Source organism: Mucilaginibacter sp. L3T2-6, assembly GCF_030519355.1.
Classification (GTDB): Bacteria; Bacteroidota; Bacteroidia; order Sphingobacteriales; family Sphingobacteriaceae; genus Mucilaginibacter.
Genome location: NZ_JAUMKC010000003.1, coordinates 1 through 21,777 on the forward strand (window position 1 = coordinate 1; position 21,777 = coordinate 21,777).

The window sequence follows — 21,777 nt, forward strand, 5'->3', positions numbered from 1 at the left end:
CTTATTATTTTGTTTGCCCCATTTAATAACATCCGTGCTCTTGCAGGTTAAACACGCCTTTTTTTGACGATTTCATATAACAAAAAAAGCAAATTGAAAACGTTTTCAATTTGCTTGATGTATCTTTCTGTAATACAGATTCTTACAAAGGTTTTACCAACTATTTTTGGCAATTATATCTTTTTCCGGTCCATTGAGTTAGACCGACGCCTTTAGAGTGAGCGCTATCGTAATAGGTGTTTCTTCAAAAGATCCAGCATAGACATTAGAAGCAGATAATAGTATTCTTCAGGCCGCCCTCTCTGTTGGTGTCCTGCCATATCTTTTCTTAAAAGCATGCGAGAAATGAGAAAGGCTCTCAAACCCCAGGTCAAGATAGATAGCAGAAGGTTTTTTGTTTTTGTTTTCTATCAGGTGACGAGCTTCAGCAAGCCTTCTTTCCTGTAGCCAATGCCGTGGCGGAACGCCAAATATTTTCTGGAAATCGCGTTTAAACCCCGCAAGGCTTCTCCCGGTAAGCTGTGCAAACTTTTCGACAGTAACATTGAAATGAAAATTACTGAGCATAAATTTTTCGAGGTCGATTTTATAGGGTTCCGAAAAATCGAACAGAAAACTACTGAGCCCGGGCATAGCATGCAATAGCAATTTCACACCTTCCTTCACTTTTAAAACCGCCATGTCTGTTGTTATCGTTTCCGCCGGATTACGGACATAAGGAATCACCGACTGAAAATAACCCAGCAGGAAATCGTTTGCAGGTATCAAAATATTAGGCGGACCAGCATACTTCTGCTGTATGTGTATTTGTTCCTCAAGCGCAATTTTCCTGAGTAAGTCTTCCTGTAGCGTAATCACAAGCGTTTCATAATTTTCATTAGCCAACGGAGCTTTAGTTATTTGCCCGAGCTGGTTTTTGCGGATCAATAACATTTCACCTTTTCTCATCGAAATCTTTTGTTCTGATGTCTCTAGGGTAAATTGTCCGGAAACCAGTAAAACCAGCATGTTGTGCTGTAAAAAGCTCACCTTTTCCTTTCGTGCTGCAGATAGATAAGCGTAAAACAGTACTCCCGGGATGATATCGTTTGGATTAGTCACTTTGCAAAGATAAAAAGGAGGGGCTCTATATAATATCCCCCTACCGTTGTAAATAAGTGCTGCCCAATATCGCGCTGGGTGCAAAACTGGTATTAAGTGTGTTCATTTCTTCAATGGTAAATTCAATGTTCATAGCAGCTATATTTTCCGGCAAACGGGAACGGCGGCTCATGCTTACCAATGGCATGACATGTTTGCCCTGTGCATTAACCCAGGCGATTGCCAGCTGTGTTGGACTATAGCCTTTATCTTTTGCCATTTGCTTTAATACCTCCACCTTTTCCAGGTTTTTCACCAAGTTGTCTCCCTGGAAGCGTGTGAAATGACTGTGATAGCTATCAGAAGCAAGCGGGGCTTTCATATCACCGGTCAACAATCCTTCTGCTGTATTGGCAAAAGCCACTATGCCTATGCCCAATTCTTTTGCCACAGGAAGCAGTTCACCTTCTATTTGCCGGTCCGCAAGTGAATAACCAATCTCTAATGCTGACACCGGGTATATGCTATGGGCTTTGCGGAGTTGCTCCGCGGTAATTTCAGAAACTCCGAGATAACGCACCTTACCTTCCTGTATCAGGTCGGCAACGGTTCCGATAATGTCTTCAATAGGAACGCTGTTGTCCATCCTGCAAGGTTGGTATAGGTCGATAGTGTCGATACCTAAACGAACCAAAGAATAATTGATGAAGTTTTTGATGGCTATCGGCCGAAGATCCAGTCCAAGCCACTGCCCGTTGTGGAAAATTGCGCCGAACTTTACGCTGATAAAGGCGTCGTCGCGGCGGTCTTTCACGGCTTTGCCTACAAGCAACTCGTTATGGCCAGCCCCATAAAAATCGCCCGTATTTAAAAAGTTGATGTCGTTATCCAGCGCTGCCTGTATAGTTGCTATACTTTCTTTCTCGTCATTTATGGGACCTCCCCAAACTGAAGACATGCGCATGCAGCCCAGCCCAAGTTTAGATACGAGCGGTCCATTTGTGCCAAGGGATATTTTTTTTATCGTTGTCATAGTTTTTTATGATGATTAACGATACAAAGTTCGGGATGTTTGCTCGTAGCCGCTTGTCCGTACAGCTCAAATTACTTGCCTGAGTGGCTCGTTTTTTCAATTGAACGTCATCAGATAAAAATCCCGTTCAAAATCTCCCGGCATTAAAATTGGTCAGCCGACCTCTATATTTTCCAGGTACTTATACCCGCTGCCAGTGTTTATCATCAGCACATTTTCGCCGTCCTTTATCCACTGAGCATCTTTTAACTTTTTAAAGGCCTGCCAAAGGGCCGCGCCTTCAGGGGCTATCAGCATACCCTCGTGCCGCGCAATTTCTTTTAGGGCAGCGCTCATTTCTAAATCGCTTATAGCTAAAGCTGTGCCGTTGCTTTCGCGCAGCACTCTAAGTATTTGTTTGTCGGCATAGGGTTTAGGCACGCGCAGGCCGTTGGCTATTGTAAAGCCCCCATCGGTAAATTCAGAAATCTGCAAACCGGCGTTAAAAGCACTTACTATTCCGTTACAACTTTCTGACTGAACGGCGACCATCCGCGGACGCTTGCTGCCAATCCATCCCAGTTGTTGCATTTCGTCAAAGGCTTTCCAAATGCCGATTAGGCCGGTCCCGCCGCCTGTTGGATAGAGTATTACGTCCGGCAATTCCCAGTTAAATTGTTCAGCAATCTCATAGCCCATAGTTTTCTTGCCTTCCAGACGATATGGCTCTTTTAAAGTGGATATCTGGAACCAACCGTTCAGCGCAGACAGTTCGTTTACCAGTTTGCCGCAATCGTTTATGTTGCCTGCAACCTCCACCAGCTCAGCGCCGTAAAGCCTGCATTCGTCTTTAAAAACACCTGGCGTTTGCTGCGGCATGTATACCACGGCTTTTATACCAGCGCGGGCAGCATAGGCTGCCAACGCACCGCCGGCGTTACCCGCCGTAGGCGTTGCGATGGTATCAATACCTAACTCCTTCGCTTTGGACACCGCGGCGCTTATGCCCCTGGCTTTGAACGAGCCGGTAGGGTTGCCCGACTCATCCTTCCAGAAAACATTATTAGCAACCGTAAATTGTTTGAGGTTTGCTATAGGGATAACAGGGGTCATGCCTTCACCCAGCGTAACAATATTTTTTTCATTAACAACCGGCAGGAACTCCTTATACCGCCACATATTGGCCTGGCGATTTGCCAGCAATGGCTTACTAAAGCCGTCTGTAAAATCATAAACCGCAAATAGCGTGGATGCGCACTTTTTACAAACTGTATTTAGAGCAGCAGCATCGTGGATGTTGCCGCATTCGGGGCAGGTTAAATTTTTTAGTAACGAGCCGGTTTCCGTTTGAATATAGTTAACCATTTTCTATAGAAAGCCAAGAGTCAAGACTTAGAGACCTACGACACAAAAAGCCGCAAGGTTGCGCGGCTGTTTTATTTGTTTAGTCTCCTGATTCCTGTTCCCAATGATATTATTTAGTAGCGAATATATCGCCAGAATTCCAGGTTGGCCGTGCAGTATCGTTGGCTACCAGGTATCCTATCAAAAAATTAAGCTCGGCGTATATTTTACCCGCTGTGAAATTAAAGATACCATTAATATCGTCCTGTGGTTTGTGATAATACTTAGCACGCCATTTGGCAACGTAATCATTCAGATTATTTTTCCCATCGGCAGTTTTTGCACCATATTTAATGTGAAGGGCCGGTATTCCATTAACCACAAAGCTATACTGGTCGCTGCGTACAAAGCGCACCTGCCTGGGTTCAGGGTCTGGCTCAACACCAAGCCCCAGGTATCCCGCCGCCTGGTCAACCTGTTTGGCCAGCGATGAGTGTTCGGCACCTAAGGCAGTTACCGAAAGAAGCGGGGCAATAATGGTCGGCATATCAGTATTTACATCGGCCACTATGTCTTTAACAGGAACGGTGGGATGTGCCGCAAAGTAGCCTGAGCCGAGGTCGCCCAGTTCCTCGCCAGTAAGCAACACAGTTAAAATCGAACGTTTCGGTCTTTCTTTAATGTTGTGATAGACGCCGGCGATAGCCAGTACGCTTGCTACACCCGATGCATTGTCGTGTGCACCGTTATAAATCGAATCACCTTCAACCGGACGGCCGATACCTAAATGGTCCAGATGGGCGCTATGCACGACATATTCGTTTTTTAGCTTAGGGTCGCTTCCTTCAATTTTGCCGGCAACATTGTAGCTGATAATGTCTTTGTAGACGGAGGTAAAATTAATTTTAATAGTGCCGTTCAGCGGGAATGAGGACGGCTGCCCGCCTTTCATTTGCGCTACCGCGCCAGAAATTGTATTACCGGCGCCGTTAACCAGGCCATTAAACACGGCATAGCTTAATAGCCCTAATACTTTAACCTGATCTGAGTAAAATGTACGGGAGATAACAACTGAACCATCCTTGCCGATTACGCTGTACTGGCCACCGCGCGTATTGCCCAGGCGTGAAGTAGAATCCGAAGGACAAATCATTACGCCAATAGCGCCGTGGTCAGCCGCCGCCTTTAGTATAGTAGTCGGGTTCATGGTATGCGCCATTACCGATGACGAGAACTTATCTGGGGCACCCCGTACTACCAGCACAACTTTTCCCTTAACATCTAGTCCGGCGTAATCATCGTAGCCAAGCGACGGTTCGCTTGCGCCATACCCGGCAAAGGCTATTGGCGCCTCAAGAGAAACCTCAGGCTTTGAAGGGTTTGGCAGAAGGTTAAAATCCGTGCCCTGTTTCAGCTCAACAGTACTGTTAGTAGTTAGTGCAGCAGTCGCAGTACCGGTTGTGGCTTTCCTCAGTTTCACTTCCTGCAGCCAGGCGCCGTTTTCGCCGGCAGGTTTTACACCCAGGCTTTTCAGGCGACCGGTCACATAGTCAATGGCCATTTGGAAGCCTTCGGTGCCCGGACCACGTCCTTTCAACTTATCGTCGGCCAGATAGGCGATATCAGCTTTAATTTGTGCGGTATCGATTTTATTAAAGGCACGTTGAATTTCGGAACTCACTTTTATTTGCTGGGCAATACTTGTATTTACCAGGCAAATCAGCAAAGCCGCCGGCAGCATTTTACAAACTCTTATCATGGTTATAATTTAGATTTACGGTGAAAATACAATAAGGACCTGGATTTAGCAGATTTGAGACCGACACATCCTGTTTCGAATCCCGAAAAAATATCCTCTATGATCTATCAACCTTAATGCCTGTGAAGGTATCAACTAAGTATGTCAGCTGCAAATAGGTATTTGAATTGTTACCGGGAATAAAGTTTGGCCTTTTCCTTTTATTGCCCCTGCGTTTTCCAGTACATGTAAACAATAGCCACCACCACCAGTATTGCTAAAACCCACAGGCCCACAGCACCCCGGCGCTTATCCTGCCGCATCAGCCATATTAAAAACGCAACAAACGGCGCTACAAAAATTACCCAGAATATGATTGATAATATGTTCATGTGTTTGGTCGATAGTCGATGGTCCATAGTCCATTGACAGTTTGTCGTAATTGTTGCAAATCCATGGACTATGGTCCATGTTCTACGGCTTTCTAAAATGGCATACGCGCCAGTGGCGCTACGTCCTGGCCGGTGAATTCGCCTTTTAAATATTTATGATAGCCGGCAATTGCAATCATCGCGGCGTTATCTGTACAATATTGCATGGCCGGTATAAAGCACCGCCAGCCTTTCTTTTCGCCTAAAGCCAACAACCCTTGCCGCAAGCCGGTATTTGCAGATACGCCGCCTGCCAGGGCAATATCTTTAATGCCATATGCATCTGCAGCCTTCTCCAATTTATGCAACAGGATAGTTGCGATACGCTTTTCTACAGAAGCACAGATATCATTGATGTTTTGCTGAATGAAATCCGGATTGATGGCTACATTATCTCTTATAAAATAAAGAATAGACGTTTTAAGACCGCTGAAGCTAAAGTCGAATCCGGGTATCTGCGGTTCGGGAAACTTGTAGGCATCTGCATTGCCCTGGCGTGCATACTTGTCGATCAACGGGCCGCCGGGATAAGGCAGACCAAGTATCTTGCTGGTTTTGTCCATGGCTTCGCCGGCTGCATCATCAAGTGTCTGGCCGATCACCTCCATATCAAAATAATCTTTCACCAATACAATTTGTGTATGGCCTCCCGACACCGTTAAGCATAAAAACGGGAATGCGGGCTTATTATCGCCGATAAAATGTGCAAGCACATGGGCTTGCATGTGGTTTACTTCGATAAGCGGAATATTTTTGGCCAGCGCAAAAGACTTTGCAAATGATACGCCAACCAGCAGCGAGCCTAAAAGACCAGGTCCGCGTGTAAAAGCTACAGCATCCACATCATTTTTGCTTACTTTTGCGTTAAATAACGCTTGTTGCACGGCAGGAACAATATTCTGCTGGTGAACCCTCGAGGCGAGTTCGGGTACAACGCCGCCGTAAGCTTCATGAATGGTTTGATTGGCAATTATGTTGCTCAATATCGCTCCATCAACGCAAACGGATGCAGAGGTTTCATCACAGGAGGATTCGATTGCAAGTATTACAGGCACAATTTTTTAATTAAAGGATCTGGCGGATCAGTGATTTATTAAATACATGATATTTAATACAATTAACGTTAAACTAATTTGCATTGATACTGTTAAACCAAACGGTTGTACATTTTATCAATCACTAATTCGCTAACTCACTAAATCACTAATTTTTTAAAGCTGCAAAGTTATTAAAAAAGCACTCAAAATAGCGTTAAGTGTCGTACTGATTATCCTGCTGATTTTCAGCATTCTTTTGCTGGTGCTTCAATATAAACCTGTGCAAACCTGGGCCGCAAAAAAGGCTGCTGCTTATTTTTCTAAAAAATTAAAGACGGAGGTTGGCATTAAAAGCCTTTATATTCAACCCTTCTCGTCAGTAGTGCTTGAGGGGTTATATGTGCTGGATAAACAAAAAGACACATTGCTAAGCACGCCCAAGCTCGAGGTGGACCTTAATAATTTCTCGCTTTTTAGCAGCATAAAAAATAAGATTATCGATTTCAAGGTAATCCAGATTGATAATGGCTCTGCGTATCTTAAAAAGCAGAAGGACAGCGTATCAAACCTCCAATTCATTATCGACGCTTTTAGCGGACCAAAAGATACCGTTAAAAGCAAGCCATGGCATGTAGAGTTTGAAAAGGTAGCGTTGAATAATTTCCATTTCAGGTTTAAGAACATGCTGGTGGATACGGTCATAAAAGGCATTAATTTCGACGACCTCGACGTAAAGAACCTGAGCCTGGTGGTTAAGGATATGGACCTTACAAATCATTTGTTTAAAGGAAATGTAACCAATCTTACCCTAAAAGAAAAAAGCGGGTTTTATCTGAAAAAATTTAATGCCGATGCCACAATTGATACCAACCAGATTCTGGCTCAAAACCTTTTGGTAATTACCAACCGGTCATTGCTCAAAAACTATTTCAGGATGAAATTTAAATCCTTTGATGACTTAAGCGAACATATTAATGACCAGGTTTATATGGATGGAGACTTTAAACAGTCGCGTATAAATTCCGCCGATATAGCTTATTTTACCGATGGACTGGAATATGTTAATTTTAACCTTGGTCTCGATGGCCGCGTCAGGGGGTATATAAATAACCTTAAAGCCAAAAACCTGACGATAACGGGGGCTAAAGCTACCTACATTAGGGGAGACTTCAGTTTGAAGGGACTTCCTGACTGGGATAACACCTTTCTTGAGTTAAATTTTGACCAGATAGCCACCAACAAAGCTGACCTGGATTATCTGTACAGTAATTTTGTGGGGAAACGTTACGCTAAAGTTCCCGATATCATCAACAAATTTGGTAACGTTAATTTTTCGGGCCGTTTTACAGGTTTGCAGAACGACTTTGTGGCTTATGGCACTTTTAAAACCAGGCTCGGCCGGTTTGATACGGATGTTAACCTGAAGATAAATAAGGCTGGGGTGCCCTCGTATAGTGGCAAGCTGGACACTTATGCTTTTGACTTAGGCGATTTACTTGACGAGAACGACCTTGGCCGCATCACCATGAATGCCAATGTAAACGGCAGCGGCGATGAGCTGAAGAACTTAAATGAAAATGTAAATGCCAGGGTAAGCGAACTGGCTTTTAAAGGTTATAACTATCATAATCTCACCTTCAATGGCGATTTTGCAAAAAAAATAGCCAGTGGTAAAATAACTGTAAGTGATAAAAAAATTCATCTTGAAGGTAATGGTAGCGTTAATCTGAACCCGGCCCTGCCGGTTTACAGCTTTAATGGTTCCATAGCGAATGCAAACCTGCACGATTTGAAGCTGCTTAAAGATACCATCACTTTTACTACTCAAATTAACGCTAACTTTTCAGGCAATAATTTGAGTAACCTCACGGGAGAAGCAGCGCTGCAGAAAATAAGGATTGTTGACCCGCGGAATAACTATGTGCTTGATTCGCTTAGCGTGTCCGCGACAGGGACGGGTAATCAAAGAGCTATTAACCTGAAATCGGACTTTGCCGACGGCTATATAAAGGGCAGTTATGATTTGGCCACTCTGCCATCATATTTTAAAACTATCCTAAAAAAATACATCCCTTCATTAAAAACGGAGATTGTGCCGCCTAAACCACAGGATTTTTCATTTAACCTGTCGATAAAAAATATCGACCCGCTGATTGCCATATTTGTTCCTGACTTAAAAATTCCTGACCAGGGCACCTTCATTGGCGAGTTTAATTCTGAAAAGAAAACGGCCACGCTTGAATCGTACATAAAAACCATTCAATATGGAAAGACTGTTTTTCATGATTTTATTATTGACGAAAGTACAACGGATAATTTTTTAGGCCTGAACGTTTCTTTAAGCAAGATCAATATTACCGACAGTTTGTTTATAAAAAATATTACTGTTACTAATTTCTTAAAGAACGACAGTTTAAACTTTAACTTAAAGCTTTCGGATAAAGATGCCGTAAACCAGCTGGATTTGTACGGCCTGGTGAATTTTGGCCGCGATACCACGGCAAAGCTGCACATACTACCCTCGGACGTGATACTGGAACACCAGAACTGGAAAATACTGGAAAAAGTAAGGGTGAAATTTTTGGATGGAAAAACCGCGGTGGAAGGTTTTGAGCTTTCAAACGGTCAGCAAAAGGTACGCATTGACGGTTTTATATCTGACAACCCGGCAGACAAGCTGAAAGTAACGTTTGACAAATTCAGCATGGCTACTCTAAACCAGCTTACCAAGCCGGCAGGCATTCAGATGAAGGGGGCGCTCAATGGCAATGTTAATCTATCCTCAATTTTGAAGACACCGGGTATAGATGCCAAGCTGGCTATCGACTCCATGGTCATGAATAAAACATTGGTGGGCGATGTAAAGATTTCGTCGACATTGGGTAATGACCGTAAGCAGGCCGATGTAAATATCAACATTAAAAACCGCGGGCTGGAAACTATGAATCTTGCCGGTACTTACCAAATCGGTCATGACACAGAAGACCAGTTGGATTTTGATGTAAATATGAATAAAACAGAGGCCATTATTTTCGAGCCATTTATAAAAAACCTGGTGTCTGACGTAAAGGGAACGATATCAAGTAATATGAAACTTACGGGGCCGGTCTCAAAACCTAAGTTAAATGGTACTATGGCGCTGAATAACCTCGGTGTAACAGTAAACTATTTAAAAACGCCTTACACGGTTTCGGATACGGTTGATGTAGTTAACAGCGTAGTGAAAATCAACAGCATGACCCTCAGGGACAGCAAAAAGGGAATAGGTAAGGTTACTGGCACCGTTGACATAAATGACCTATCAAACCCCGATATTGAGGTTGATGTGGAAGCGAGAAACCTGATGGCCCTGAACACAAATTTTAAAGATAATCACCTTTATTATGGTACCGCTTACGGAACGGGCGACTTTAGCTTTAAAGGGCCGGTTGATAACATGAAAATCGACATTAAAGCAAAAACGGAGGCCGGCACAGTATTTAACATCCCGCTGAATACATCAATCACTGTGAGCGACTACGACTTTATAAGATTTGTTAGCCATAGTGACACGGCAAAGGCAAAACCCAAACAGTTGGCATTTAATGGTGTTACCCTGAATTTTGACTTAACCGTAGATGAAAAAACTACTGTAAAGATAACAACTGATTATGGCGTACTGGAGGGGAGTGGACAGGCGAGAAACCTCAAGCTAAATATAAACAGCCTTGGAGACTTTGAAATGTTCGGCGACTTTTTGATTACCTCCGGAAAATTTGAATTTACAGCGAAAAACTTCATCAGCAAAAACTTTACTGTGAATCAGGGCGGAACTATCCGTTGGACAGGCAACCCATCTAATGCCAATATTAACCTGAATGCCATATACGAGGTGCGCACCGATATACAGCCGCTTTACCAGGCGGCGGGTTCACAATCGCCCAAGGGCCGCTCGTACGAACTTGTGCAAGCTGAGCTGATTTTAACAAAAACGCTGTTACAGCCGGCTATTGATTTTGATTTTAATTTTCCGCTCGACCCATCGATCAAAGAGGATTTGAGCACTTATCTTTCTGATAACAATAACCGCAGCCAGCAGGCTTTGAGTATTATTGTGCGCCGAAACTTTAGCAATGGAACCAACAATAACTTAACCGACCAGGTATTAGGGACCGCAGGTGAAGCGGTAAGCGAATTTGCATTTAATAAACTGAATAGTTTTATTTCGCAATCGAATATCAAGAACCTGGACTTAAACATTCGTTCATTCAACGACCTTGGCGTGTCATACCGGTTTAAAAACAGGCTGATCCTTACCGGCAGTTTATTTAACTCTACTTCGGGCAGCAGCGATTTATTTAATAATAATACCAGCCTGTTCAATTCCAGCTTCAGCCAGCTTACCAAAGATTTTGAGGCCCAATATCTGATACGAAAAGACGGTAACCTATACGGTAAATACTCATACAGGGTGCTTAACAGTACTACGCTGAATACACTTGGCGGTAATTTAACTGAACAATATGTAAACGGTATCGGTTTAGTTTACCAGCGGGATTTTGATACTTTTGGCGAGTTTATCAGGAATATTTTCAGATCAGGCAGACGCACGCAGGCCCCGGTTAGCCCTGCACCAATACCTTCATCAACTCCGGTACCGGCGAAGCCCGCCAATCCCACTCCTATAGTCGCACCGCCGCCAAAATCAGACGACGAAGATTAATGATCAAGCATGATGGTATGTTCCATCTTGTCGCGCTTGGTTTTAAGGTAATTTTCGTTATGCGGATTAGGCGCTATTTCTATCGGTACATTTTCCACCACTTCCAGCCCGTATCCTATCAAGCCAGCGCGCTTCTTGGGATTGTTGGTCATCAGGCGCATTTTTGATATGCCGAGACTGCGCAATATCTGTGCGCCCACGCCGTAATCGCGCTGATCCATTTTAAAGCCGAGCTCAATGTTTGCTTCAACAGTATCCATGCCATTCTCCTGCAAGTGATAGGCCTTAAGTTTATTGATAAGCCCGATACCGCGTCCTTCCTGGTTCATATAAATTATAACGCCTTTACCCTCCTTATTGATCATTTCCATGGCTTTATGGAGTTGCGGTCCGCAATCACAGCGACAGGACCCGAAGATATCACCGGTAACACATGAGCTGTGTACACGAACCAAAACAGGCTCTCCTGGTTCCCAGCTACCTTTTACCAGGGCCAGGTGGTGCTCGCCGGTATCAACCTGCGTATAGGCGATCATATCGAAATCTCCCCACTCGGTCGGCATTTTTACTGATACATCCTTATGCACCAGGGTTTCTGTTGCCAGCCGGTAAGCAATCAAGTCTTTGATAGAGACGATTTTAAGACCGAACTCCTTTGCGATAGCCAGAAGTTCAGGAAGCCGGGCCATTTCGCCATCTTCCCTCATTATCTCGCAAATGACCCCGGCAGGTTCAAAGCCTGCTAAAACTGCCAGATCGATAGCCGCTTCGGTATGCCCGGTGCGGCGTAGAACGCCGCCATCCTTCGCGATCAAAGGAAAAATATGCCCGGGCCGCCCTAAATCTTCAGGCCTGGTGGCTGGATCGATAAGGGCAAGCACAGTTTTCGAACGGTCAGACGCAGAAATACCTGTAGTACATCCTGCCAGCAAATCAACCGAAACAGTAAAATTGGTCTCATGCGAAGTGGTGTTGTGGCTCACCATCGGCTCAAGCTCCAGTTCCTTTGCGCGCTTTTTGGTAATAGGAGCGCACACCAGGCCACGGCCGTGGCGTATCATAAAATTCACTGTCTCGGGGCTTGCATTGCGTGCAGCAGTTAAAAAGTCCCCTTCATTTTCGCGGTCTTCATCGTCAACCACAATAATTGTCTTACCGTCTTTTATAGCTTCTATCGCTTCGTCTATTGTGTTTAGCATTTATCCAGATATTAGGGCAGCCCTGTTGGTTAATGGCCGCATCGTCGGTTTGTAAAAACTATCAGCAAATTTAAGTCATTAGTAAATCACTCAAGTCGCCGGTTTGTAAATTAGTTGTGGTTGTAAATATCTAAAAAGTAAAGTGTTGATTATATTTTACTACTACAAATGCGGCCGCGGATTGGTTGCCTGTCAGATCCGGCAATTAAGCTGTTTGCAATCATTACAATTTTTTAGGCGGCCGCTTTTCTCCTCTTAAATAGCTTATTGAAAAAGCGTTTATACAATTCCATATCAAATAATACCGAATCGGTAGCAGCCTTGTAAGATAAGAATAGTCCAACGGGTGTTATCACAGCAATGGCTATCCAGGAGCCAATAATTGGTGACAGGTCGCCATCTTTAACAGCTTTTTCGCCTATGGTTGAGATGATATAATAGATAAGGAAGAATATAACGGATACTACCACCGGCAAGCCCAATCCGCCTTTGCGGATGATGGCCCCAAGCGGAGCGCCTATTAGAAACAAGGCGAGGCAACCTGCCGAAAGCACGAATTTTTTATGGAACTCCAACCGCGCACGACGCACATTCTTGCTAAGCTCGCTGGTGCGGTCTGCGCGGTTTTTCAGCAGGTCTTGTATGGAACGGGCTTCGCTGCTGGCATTTGCAGTAGCGGCCAGCTGTTCATATAGCTTCAGATCAGCAAAAGCCTTGTCTTTCTTGACTGCGTCTCTGTATTTTCTTGCTGTATCGGGGTTTATATTTATCGAGTAATATTTGATATAGGCCGTTATCAGCTTGTAATTTACCCGCAGGGTACTGTCTACCTGCCGGCGGTTTTGCTTTTCATTATCCTTAAGCTGGCTTAGGTTCATCATCTGCAGCGCACCCCTGAATTCGTTCTCATCCGTACGGTGTTTGTTAAACGCAAAGCTTGATATGTCAAACTTTTGTTCCGTTTCCTTAAAACGATAGCGTATAAGCCTTTGGCGGTAATCAAAGTTGTTACGCCCCTTGTCTTCTGAATACCGCACCCCGTCCTTTAGCTTTAAAACCAGGAACATGCCGTTGGGCGTGCGATACATTTTACCCTCTTTTGCAATAAGTACATCCGTGTTGTTTTGTGCGGCGTTTTTTGAGTAAATCATTACGCCATGAAGTGTTTGACCGTCCGGATCTTTCTTGTTCACCCTAACTACATAGCCGGGGAAGCTATTACTGAATACCCCTTCAGGTAAAAAATTCGCAGACTTTTGCTGACGTGCATCATACAGCAGCGAGTAATACTTAAGGTTGGCTATCGGCAGCATGTAATCCGAAAAAATAAAAGCAGATATACTTAAAATACCTATCACTACAAACATGGGGTATAAGGCCCTGCGCAACGATATACCTGCTGATTTTATCGCTACCAATTCGTAATTTTCGCCAAGGCTGCCGTAGGTCATAATAGATGAAAGCAACACTGATAACGGCAGCGCCATTTGTACATTGGTGGCCGAAGCATACATCATCAGTTCAAGGATAATATACCACTCAAAGCCTTTACCTATCAAGTCATCTACATACTTAAACAGGAACAGCATCAGCAGTACAAACATCACGATGAGGAACGTGACGAGGAATGGCCGTATAAAGGATTTAAGTATTAAAAGATGTATTTTCTTCATTAATTGCCCTGTGGACTAAACAGCCGCCGCCGGTAATACAAAGTCATGCGTGCTTAAACTGATGTTAAAAACGGCGCATTATACTTTAAGGTACAAAGGTAGGGATATTTATTTTTTCAGGCCCCTAAAGTGCTGATAAGATACTTTATCTGGTTGTCCCAAATAAGCTTACGTTCATTTACGGCATCATCAGTGGCAAAATCGGTAATGCCCAGGGCGACATCGCTGGTAAGCTCGTCCTGCATAATTTCCATTTCGAAATAATACTGGGGATCGTCATCCATCCAGCGGAACCTTACGAGTTTATTTTCTTTTGCGAGCAGCAATTTGGCCTTTTGCTCTTCATCGTCCCAGGTAAACGTATAAACCTGGTCTTTTACATTCACGTCATCAGCAAACCATTGCGACAGTCCGTTAGGTTCATTTAGGAAGCTGTATAGTATCCGCGGAGATGATTTTATTTCATACTCTATATTAAATTTCTTCTTTTCAGGCATGCTCGGGTTGTAATTGAATACCAATAAGCTGTAAATGTTAACATTTTTTCTAAAGAAAACGAATTTCTGCTATATTTGCAAACCTTTTTCGGATGGGAGACGGGTTTGGTTTAATTTAGAAAGATTAAAGCGAAAATCAAAGCATCCGAAAAGATGTAAACCCGGCGGGGTAGCTCAGATGGTTAGAGCGTAGGATTCATAACCCTAAGGTCGGCAGTTCGATCCTGCTCCCCGCTACTAAACCGGCGAAAGCGGCAAAATCCAGATTCAATTCTGGTATGCCGCTTTTTTTATTGCTTATAATTTGCTGTAAATAAGCAAGATACAAAAACAAAAAATTTATTCGGCTGGTTCGACATCCATCAGTTTTCTTGCAATAACTTATGCCGCTTGGGAATAGCAAAAACTGAATCCGCTGTTTAGTATAATAATTGCCATTACGCCATTTAAACGCCATTTTTGACACCAAACCAAGGGCAATACTGATAGCTTGAGACAGGTTCGACACCCTCCCCGCAGACTGTAATAGAACCGCCTCGATTTCCCTTTTTTCTGCATAGTATTTAGCTGCATATTTGTTGTATAAATCAGCGTTCATTTCTTCTTCCACATAACGTTCCTCCAGCCGTTCAATTTTTTTATTCAGATCGAACAGTTGACTTTCCAAAACGCCCAGGTCGTCCTGATGGCTGTCATTCATCTCGTTAAATTTAGCTGTCATCTGAGCCCTGATCAGGTCTGTCGATTCTTTCGGCGCATCTTCCGGCAAACCAAAATATTCAAGAATGCCATAAAATCTTTGATTAAGGGCGATAGCATTTTTATTTACACAGCAACCCACTGTACTACATTTATAATAATGGATATCTTTCTTTTTCACGATATACCCTCTCAGCAATTTGCCGCATTGCTCACAGCGAATAAAACATTTTAAGGGAATGGCCGGATTTTCTTCAACTAGCTTATAGCCATGCGCATTTTGGTCAAGCAGACCGTTTACTTGAAGGAAAATATCTTTGGATACCAACTTTTCGTGATTCCCTTCCACAACTCTACCTTCCAACATATTATGAGCCATCAGGCCACAGTAGAATGGATTTCTGAAAAGTTCCGATATCCGCTGGTGATTCAGCTTAAGGCCTTTTTCGGCCAGGCGCTGGCGAATTGCCTCGTTATTCAGCAATTCTTCTGCTTTCCACGTAAAGGCCTGGCGCAACAATTTGCCTTTCTGGTTGATCACCAATTTACGCTTACCATTCATGTTCACACTATCGTAACCCAGCGGCGGACTGGTCGGCCAGTCGCCGCGCAATAACATTTCCTTGATACCAGCCATACATTTTTCCTTGCGTAACTGATTGTCAAATTCGCCGAAAAGAAATAACATTTTCTGCTGCATCTGCCCAGAAGAACTCGAGGTATCAATCGGCTGAGTAACCGAAACGATCTCTATACCGAGTTTACGCAGTTGGCCGCTTAACCATATAGAATTGTCATTACGTGAAAAACGTTCAAGGCTATAAACGATGATATAAGAAACCCTGGCTTTAGATTTTTTCACAAAGGCCAGCATAGAGGCGAATTCCCTCCGTTCATCAGTTTGTGCACTTTCAAACGTACCACCGAAATTAGCCAGTACTGTATAACCGTGCCGTTCGGTATAGATGGTGCACGCTTTTCTTTGCGTATCTAAGCTGAGGTTTTTGTCCGCCTGTTCTTTGGTGCTTACCCGGGTGTAAATCACGCAGTTGGTGCCCTTTTTTGCTTGAGCCAACCGTGAGCCCTTGGCGAATGTGTTGAAGATTGAGTTTTCGACCATAACACAATATTTATGCGATTTTCTGAGTATACAAAATACGCATTTTTGGGGTCAAATCAAAGCTTTTTTTGCTTTTCCTGCCGGTAAATATAATAAGCGATCTGGCTTATTTCTTTTAATGTGTTGATCACTTCGATGGCTTGTTCGTCGGTGAAATGGGCAAACCAGGGGCAAGACCGCACCTCTTCTATGGTAAGATCATGCTTTCTTTTTGGGTTTAAATCTATAACCTGGCTCATGAAGTTCTGGAGAAGCTATTCAGCTAAATAGAGTAACTGTACTTTACTGCGTTGATTTCGTTTAAAGGAAGGCTCATAATTGATGTAGCCGAAGTCGTGCAGATCGCGGATACATTTATGGTAAGTATTGGCAGAAATCTTCGCCATCCCCGTAACCTCGTAGCTAAAGGCCTGAAAGGGGTTAACAAAATGATGTTCCTGCCAATACTGTACCAGGGTAGCATATAAGCCAATATGGGAAATACAAATCCGGCCATCACTTTTAATGGCTTCAAAGAATCCCGATAATGGCCTAAACTGCTCCACGGTATGTTTAGGCTACTTTCAAACCGCGTTTTTTACCCTGTTTTGCCTCGCTGTTCTGTTCGGCAGCCGTGCTCTGATGCTGTTCTTCTTTCTTATCCTGCTTCAGCTCTTTATTTTCTTCCTGCTTGACATCTTCAGTTTTATTCAGCGTTTGCTTTTCGACCTGTTTCACGATCAGGCTTTGACCATTGTTATCATAAAAATCAAAACGCTGCATACGAGGATTCGCCGCGACGCTGCCTTTAATTTCCTGGCCATCTTTTAGGATGGTCGCGTTAACCTTGTTGCCCTTTTCCAGGGACGCCAACATCCGTTTATGGTCATAGGGTTCTGCCAGTTCTTTGATGGGGTATTTCACCAGTTCCTTTTCGTGGTTCCAGAACATGGTCTTCGGCAGGAAATTACCGTATTTATCGCTTTCTTTAAAGTTCAGCCCTTTCCAACCCAGATAGGTCTCGCCAGTGGGTACCATCCTGGTCTCACCGTTCACTTCCCTGGGTTCAACCTTCGGCTGTTCCCGGTAAGCAAAACGGCCATCCATCATATTATAGCGTTCCTGTAAGGTATAATTGTATTGCTGTCCGACAAAGAAAGTTTGGGTCAGGTCTTCCTTACCCGGTTGTTTCAGCGTAACATCAAAGCGGTTAAAAAAGGTCATATCCTTTTGATCGCCTTTGGAAAAATGCAATACGGAACTGGTTTCATCCTGCCCGAATTTCCGGGTATGCGGCAACGTGAATTCCGCCAGGTTTTGTTCCATTTTCTCGCGTAAAGGTTTGCCGATCTCTTCGCCAAAGCCTAAGTAAAGCAACTGGTTCTTTACATAATCAAAACTACTTTCATTCATGGTGTTTGAATTTTTAAAGGTTAAATAATCATGGTTAAAATGCACCGGGTAAAAAGCGTGCTGGCTATCTGCCAGCGTCGTTTGCTCCAGCTTATCATTGTAGAGCTGCAGTTTGCCATCGCTCATCCCGGCAAAGAAATACCGGCGGATGGTCGCCGGCTCGAAAAGGGAGTGCAGCTCATAGTAATCATGGCCATGGTTGTAATCATGATGTGCCGTCACCAGGGTTAAGCCGGAATGCGGCAAGGCATATCCTTCAATATCCAGTTCCAGCCGTTGATCGTGATACCGGCCGATGATCAGGTAATCTATGCCCTTGTCTGACAGTTCATTGAAAAGCACCGCGCTATCCATAAAAATGCGGGCATCTCTTAAGCTGCCGAAGGTTTCCAGCGCCCGGAGGCTATGCCCTGTTTCATAGATCTGACCGCCGCTGTGCTGGTGGCCAATGACGTGATAATCAGCGATCTCTTTCAGCGGATCAATGCTGCGCTGCCAGAGCACCGGGTAAACCAAATTACTGGCAAGCGTTTTTTCGAGGTCATCAAAAGAATGGCCTGCAGGCAGATAGAGGTTCTGTTCAGCCATTTGCCTGGCGATATTCGCTGCATCATCCCAAATGGTCTTCAGTTCCGTTAAGCCCAGCCTGGCCGTTAAAGTCCTGGCCTGCATAAAGACATAATGATCCCAATTGAAGAGCTGATCGGCGAAGATGTCCGGCCCGTTGGCCTCATCGCAGAATTTTTCGGCTTCAGTTGCGGAGGCAAAAAAATGCAGGTCAAAAGCATGCAGCTCTTTACCGTCCTGGTCATCAAAAGCCACCCAGGGTTTCCGTTCTTTTTCCGCCGCTTTAAACGCTGCGGTCAATTGCTCCTGTTCGTTCGCTGTCATCTGTCAGATATTAGCGGTTGTTCTTCCTTCCTGGTTATCCCGCAGCAGCAGCAGATGCCCGTCTTTGAGTTTTGCTTTGACCCGCTTGATCTTTTTACCGAAAAGCCCTTTCGCGGTATTAATGCCAGCGGTGGTGAGTTGCGCCGTCATCGATGGATCGAAGCTCATAACATCCATATTCTGTACACCGCTGTTGGCGCCATCCCGGAGGGCGTCGCCGGTAATTGCTTCGGGCACGCTGATACCCTCCAGCCCGTCGGTCTGATCAAAGACCGTCAGGTCAACCGGGTAAAAGTTATAGCCGACGTGGATGCTTTTGATGTTCAGGGTATAGCGCTGGCTGGCCAAGTTTCCGCTGCCGTAGATCAGTTGCCCCTTGCTGAACAGTGTCCCGCCTATGGTTACCGTGTCCAGCAGCTTCATCCGGATCACCGTTCCCTGGACGATCTTTTGCGTGCCTTCAATCACTGCCGGGATGGCCCGGAATTTTTTGACTGGGATCGGATTCGCCGTTTGCTCCCCTGCCGCCTTAACCCGTTCCGGGTGCTGGATATCCAGGATCTTTTCTAAAAGCCCGTTCATCTGGCTGAGCTGGGGATCTTCCGGGGGTACGACATTCTTTAAAGGACTTTCCGTACTGGCGGCCGGCGATGTTACAGCTGGTTTAGGTTCAGCTGGCGATTTATTGATCGCCGATTGTAATTGTGCCAGTTTCTGGTACACTTTATCGACGTTCTCTGCTGAAGCGCCGTTCGTCTGGGCGGGCTGATAAAAATGGCTGCTACCTGCATTATTACCTTTGGCGGTCAGGGGAAAATGCAAAGCGGCGGTATCAGCACCGGCGTGGCTCTGGTAATAAGGATCACTTTTCATCTGCTGGCGCAGCTTATCGGAATCGAGCGCGGCCTGGTCATAATAACTCATCTTGTTCAGTGACCGGTTATCCTTCAGTTTGGCATCGGGTAAACGGGTATTTAAACCTTGCTGACCTGTAGTTCGCGCAAGCGCCGGGTTTCCTTTACCGCCGCCCAATGCCCAGAAAAATAGCGTCAGGAATGGCAGGATGATGGCCGGGAGCGCCAGGAGCATTTTGCGCTGGCGCTGCATTTTTGGTGTTAGTGTTTGCTGTTTCATAATTTGTTTGATTAATGATTGATGACTTTGATATCCCTGTTCTCCAGGGTTTCCCAACGTTGGATCAGGAAGCCGTGCGGGTTATTATCACTCCGGGAAACATTCCTGAGTTCCCCCTGGGTGACCAGGCTGCGGGTAACGGTACTGGTCGTCCGGATGATGCTTTGGGTGGCATAACACCTGAAGGCATAGGGATAATTACGGAGGTCGACCGATACGCTGTCAACTTTGATCTGCTGGCTGATGTTGCCCGCGATCACATTGGCATAATAACCGTTCTCGCTCAGGTTATCGTATTCCCTTTTGGCGGATTCGTCGGCCAGGTAAAGTGCTTTGGTGAGGTTGGCCCGGATGACCTTGTCATCGGGGTCAAGCGTGAAGAACAGTTCATGGAAAGTTTTCACATGGTCACGGGCTTCTACGGCGACATTGTCCTTCCGGTCGGCTTCCAGAGCCTCCAGCACTTTACCGTTATAGAGGATATAGATCCTGCTTTGAACGGCAGCGATCAGCGTTTTGCACTGGTACACCGTATAGCAACTGATGACTGCGGCAGCGATGACTACCGCGATGGTGAAACTGCGCACATGCTGGAAGGCGGTCTCGATATTTTTCATTTTTTTAAACATGGTTTTTCTACTTTTCACTCATCATTTTCACGAACCATTTATCCCAAGTGATCAGGTTTTGCCGGAGCCGGAGAGCTTGTCGCGGGCGGCTAGCTGGCCGTTATTGGCGTTGCCGGGGTTATTCTGCGGGGGTTGCGGCGGAGGCGGCGACTGGCTAAAAAAGCCCTGCATGATACTGCCGCTGACATAAGACACGGCCATCGAGGCCAGCGCACTGGTGCGGCTGAACAGCGCATGGCCGCCGACATTCATGATGTAATTGGCGATGCCGGGCACGGTAAAATAGCCAACGATACCGATGACCAGGAAGATCAGATAGGCCGTATTTTCATTCCCGAACCCGTTACCGCCAAGTGTACCATTTTGCTGCGCCAGGAGCATGTTCTCCTGTATCCTGGCGATAATCGCCCCGAAGATATTCGCCACCGGCAGCCACATGAACACGTTGACATAGCGGGCGATCCATTGCTTGATCGTGTGCTGGAAGCCGTCAAAAACACCCAGCCCGAAACACAGCGGCCCGAGGATCGCCAGGACAATGAGCTTAAAAGTCCGGATGGTGTCGATACAAAGTGCGGCCGCTTCGAACAAGACATTGAGCATTTCGGCAATGGCTTTTTTGACCATATTCTTCCAGCCCCAGCCGGAGAACTGATCAGACAGGTTAGTGGCCGGGGCGGCACCAGCTGTGTTGCCGGTGTCGTCCGGGTGACTGTACTGGTACCATTTATCCGGGTCATTATTGAGGCCGGAACTACCCGGCTGTGTGTTGATTTGCGCCTGCTGGTTGGCCAGCATCGTTTCAATAGCCTGGTTAGTATTGGTGACCATGCCGTGCGTCGCATCTACGACCGGCTGCAATACGCCGTTCATCAGCGTCAGCACCGACGGGAAAACAAGAATGCAAAAGCCGATCGCAAAGGGCCGCAACAGGGGGTATATATCCACCGGCTCTGCAGCCGCCAGGTGTTTCCATACCCTGGCGCCGATATACCACAAGGTGGCGAAACCGGCCACGGCGCGGGCAACACCGATGAGACCCGCACACAAGGGCATCATCTGGCTATAGAGGTCATTGAGCATCCCCTGCAAGCTGTGCAGGTCGCTGGCGACCCCCTGCGCATAGGTCAGCGCAGGCGCAAAAAGGAAGCATAACGCTGCGATAACCCTCAAGGTTATTTTTTTTCTTTTCATCGTTT

Annotated in this window: 17 protein-coding genes and 1 tRNA gene; 2 read left to right on the forward strand and 16 right to left on the reverse strand. The window is 45.3% G+C overall.

Annotated features, from left to right (window positions below):
- Positions 1-288: 288 nt before the first annotated feature.
- The 6 genes from Q3W13_RS04350 to tsaD all read right to left on the reverse strand — a co-directional run bounded on the left by Q3W13_RS04350 (position 289) and on the right by tsaD (position 6,660).
- Positions 289-1,101, reverse strand: a complete 813-nt coding sequence (locus tag Q3W13_RS04350; RefSeq protein WP_302861657.1) for an AraC family transcriptional regulator — start codon at positions 1,099-1,101, stop codon at positions 289-291.
- A gap of 40 nt (positions 1,102-1,141) precedes the next feature.
- Positions 1,142-2,113 carry an aldo/keto reductase gene (locus Q3W13_RS04355; RefSeq protein ID WP_302861659.1) on the reverse strand — a complete coding sequence of 324 codons (972 nt, stop codon included), beginning with the start codon at positions 2,111-2,113 and terminating at the stop codon, positions 1,142-1,144.
- Positions 2,114-2,266: 153 nt separating this feature from the next.
- Entirely contained in the window at positions 2,267-3,457 is a 1,191-nt protein-coding gene (locus Q3W13_RS04360; RefSeq protein ID WP_302861661.1) for a threonine synthase, read from the reverse strand.
- 109 nt (positions 3,458-3,566) lie between these two features.
- Entirely contained in the window at positions 3,567-5,195 is a 1,629-nt protein-coding gene (locus Q3W13_RS04365; RefSeq protein ID WP_302861662.1) for a M28 family peptidase, read from the reverse strand.
- A 200-nt stretch (positions 5,196-5,395) separates the two neighbouring features.
- Positions 5,396-5,566 (reverse strand): hypothetical protein, encoded by a 171-nt coding sequence (locus Q3W13_RS04370; RefSeq protein ID WP_302861663.1) that lies wholly within the window; start codon positions 5,564-5,566, stop codon positions 5,396-5,398.
- 92 nt (positions 5,567-5,658) lie between these two features.
- A complete protein-coding gene (tsaD, locus tag Q3W13_RS04375) occupies positions 5,659-6,660 on the reverse strand; it encodes a tRNA (adenosine(37)-N6)-threonylcarbamoyltransferase complex transferase subunit TsaD (RefSeq protein ID WP_302861664.1) in 1,002 nt (333 codons plus the stop codon).
- Between the two features lie 262 nt (positions 6,661-6,922).
- Here tsaD and Q3W13_RS04380 point away from each other — a divergent pair, with 262 nt between their 5' ends.
- A complete protein-coding gene (locus Q3W13_RS04380) occupies positions 6,923-11,344 on the forward strand; it encodes a translocation/assembly module TamB domain-containing protein (protein ID WP_302861665.1) in 4,422 nt (1,473 codons plus the stop codon).
- Here the strand turns inward: Q3W13_RS04380 and Q3W13_RS04385 are convergent.
- The 3 genes from Q3W13_RS04385 to Q3W13_RS04395 form a co-directional block, all read right to left on the reverse strand.
- Positions 11,341-12,543, reverse strand: coding sequence for a bifunctional 3,4-dihydroxy-2-butanone-4-phosphate synthase/GTP cyclohydrolase II (locus Q3W13_RS04385; protein ID WP_302861667.1), 1,203 nt, complete (start codon positions 12,541-12,543; stop codon positions 11,341-11,343). The two genes, Q3W13_RS04380 and Q3W13_RS04385, sit on opposite strands and share 4 nt — an antisense overlap.
- 233 nt (positions 12,544-12,776) lie before the next feature.
- The gene (locus tag Q3W13_RS04390; protein WP_302861668.1) at positions 12,777-14,216 is read right to left on the reverse strand and encodes an LptF/LptG family permease; all 1,440 of its coding nucleotides are present in this window, start codon (positions 14,214-14,216) and stop codon (positions 12,777-12,779) included.
- Positions 14,217-14,332: 116 nt separating this feature from the next.
- On the reverse strand, positions 14,333-14,713 hold the full coding sequence (locus Q3W13_RS04395) for an START-like domain-containing protein (protein ID WP_302861670.1): 381 nt from the start codon (positions 14,711-14,713) through the stop codon (positions 14,333-14,335).
- 163 nt (positions 14,714-14,876) lie between these two features.
- Here Q3W13_RS04395 and Q3W13_RS04400 point away from each other — a divergent pair.
- Positions 14,877-14,950 (forward strand) — tRNA-Met (locus Q3W13_RS04400).
- Here the strand turns inward: Q3W13_RS04400 and Q3W13_RS25195 are convergent.
- From Q3W13_RS25195 to traJ, 7 genes are read right to left on the reverse strand one after another with little or no spacing between them, the layout of a single operon-like run.
- A complete protein-coding gene (locus tag Q3W13_RS25195; protein WP_368077621.1) occupies positions 14,910-16,532 on the reverse strand; it encodes a recombinase family protein in 1,623 nt (540 codons plus the stop codon). The genes Q3W13_RS04400 and Q3W13_RS25195 overlap by 41 nt on opposite strands.
- Before the next feature lie 56 nt (positions 16,533-16,588).
- Positions 16,589-16,771, reverse strand: coding sequence for a hypothetical protein (locus Q3W13_RS04410; protein ID WP_302861673.1), 183 nt, complete (start codon positions 16,769-16,771; stop codon positions 16,589-16,591).
- Between the two features lie 15 nt (positions 16,772-16,786).
- Positions 16,787-17,077: a hypothetical protein gene (locus tag Q3W13_RS04415; protein ID WP_302861674.1), complete on the reverse strand. Its 291-nt coding sequence runs from the start codon at positions 17,075-17,077 to the stop codon at positions 16,787-16,789.
- A gap of 7 nt (positions 17,078-17,084) precedes the next feature.
- A complete protein-coding gene (locus tag Q3W13_RS04420) occupies positions 17,085-18,815 on the reverse strand; it encodes a hypothetical protein (protein ID WP_302861675.1) in 1,731 nt (576 codons plus the stop codon).
- A 3-nt stretch (positions 18,816-18,818) separates the two neighbouring features.
- Positions 18,819-19,949, reverse strand: coding sequence for a conjugative transposon protein TraM (locus Q3W13_RS04425; protein ID WP_302861676.1), 1,131 nt, complete (start codon positions 19,947-19,949; stop codon positions 18,819-18,821).
- Positions 19,950-19,960: 11 nt separating this feature from the next.
- Entirely contained in the window at positions 19,961-20,578 is a 618-nt protein-coding gene (traK, locus tag Q3W13_RS04430; RefSeq protein WP_302862085.1) for a conjugative transposon protein TraK, read from the reverse strand.
- A gap of 51 nt (positions 20,579-20,629) precedes the next feature.
- Positions 20,630-21,772: a conjugative transposon protein TraJ gene (gene traJ / locus Q3W13_RS04435; protein ID WP_302861677.1), complete on the reverse strand. Its 1,143-nt coding sequence runs from the start codon at positions 21,770-21,772 to the stop codon at positions 20,630-20,632.
- Positions 21,773-21,777 lie beyond the last annotated feature (5 nt).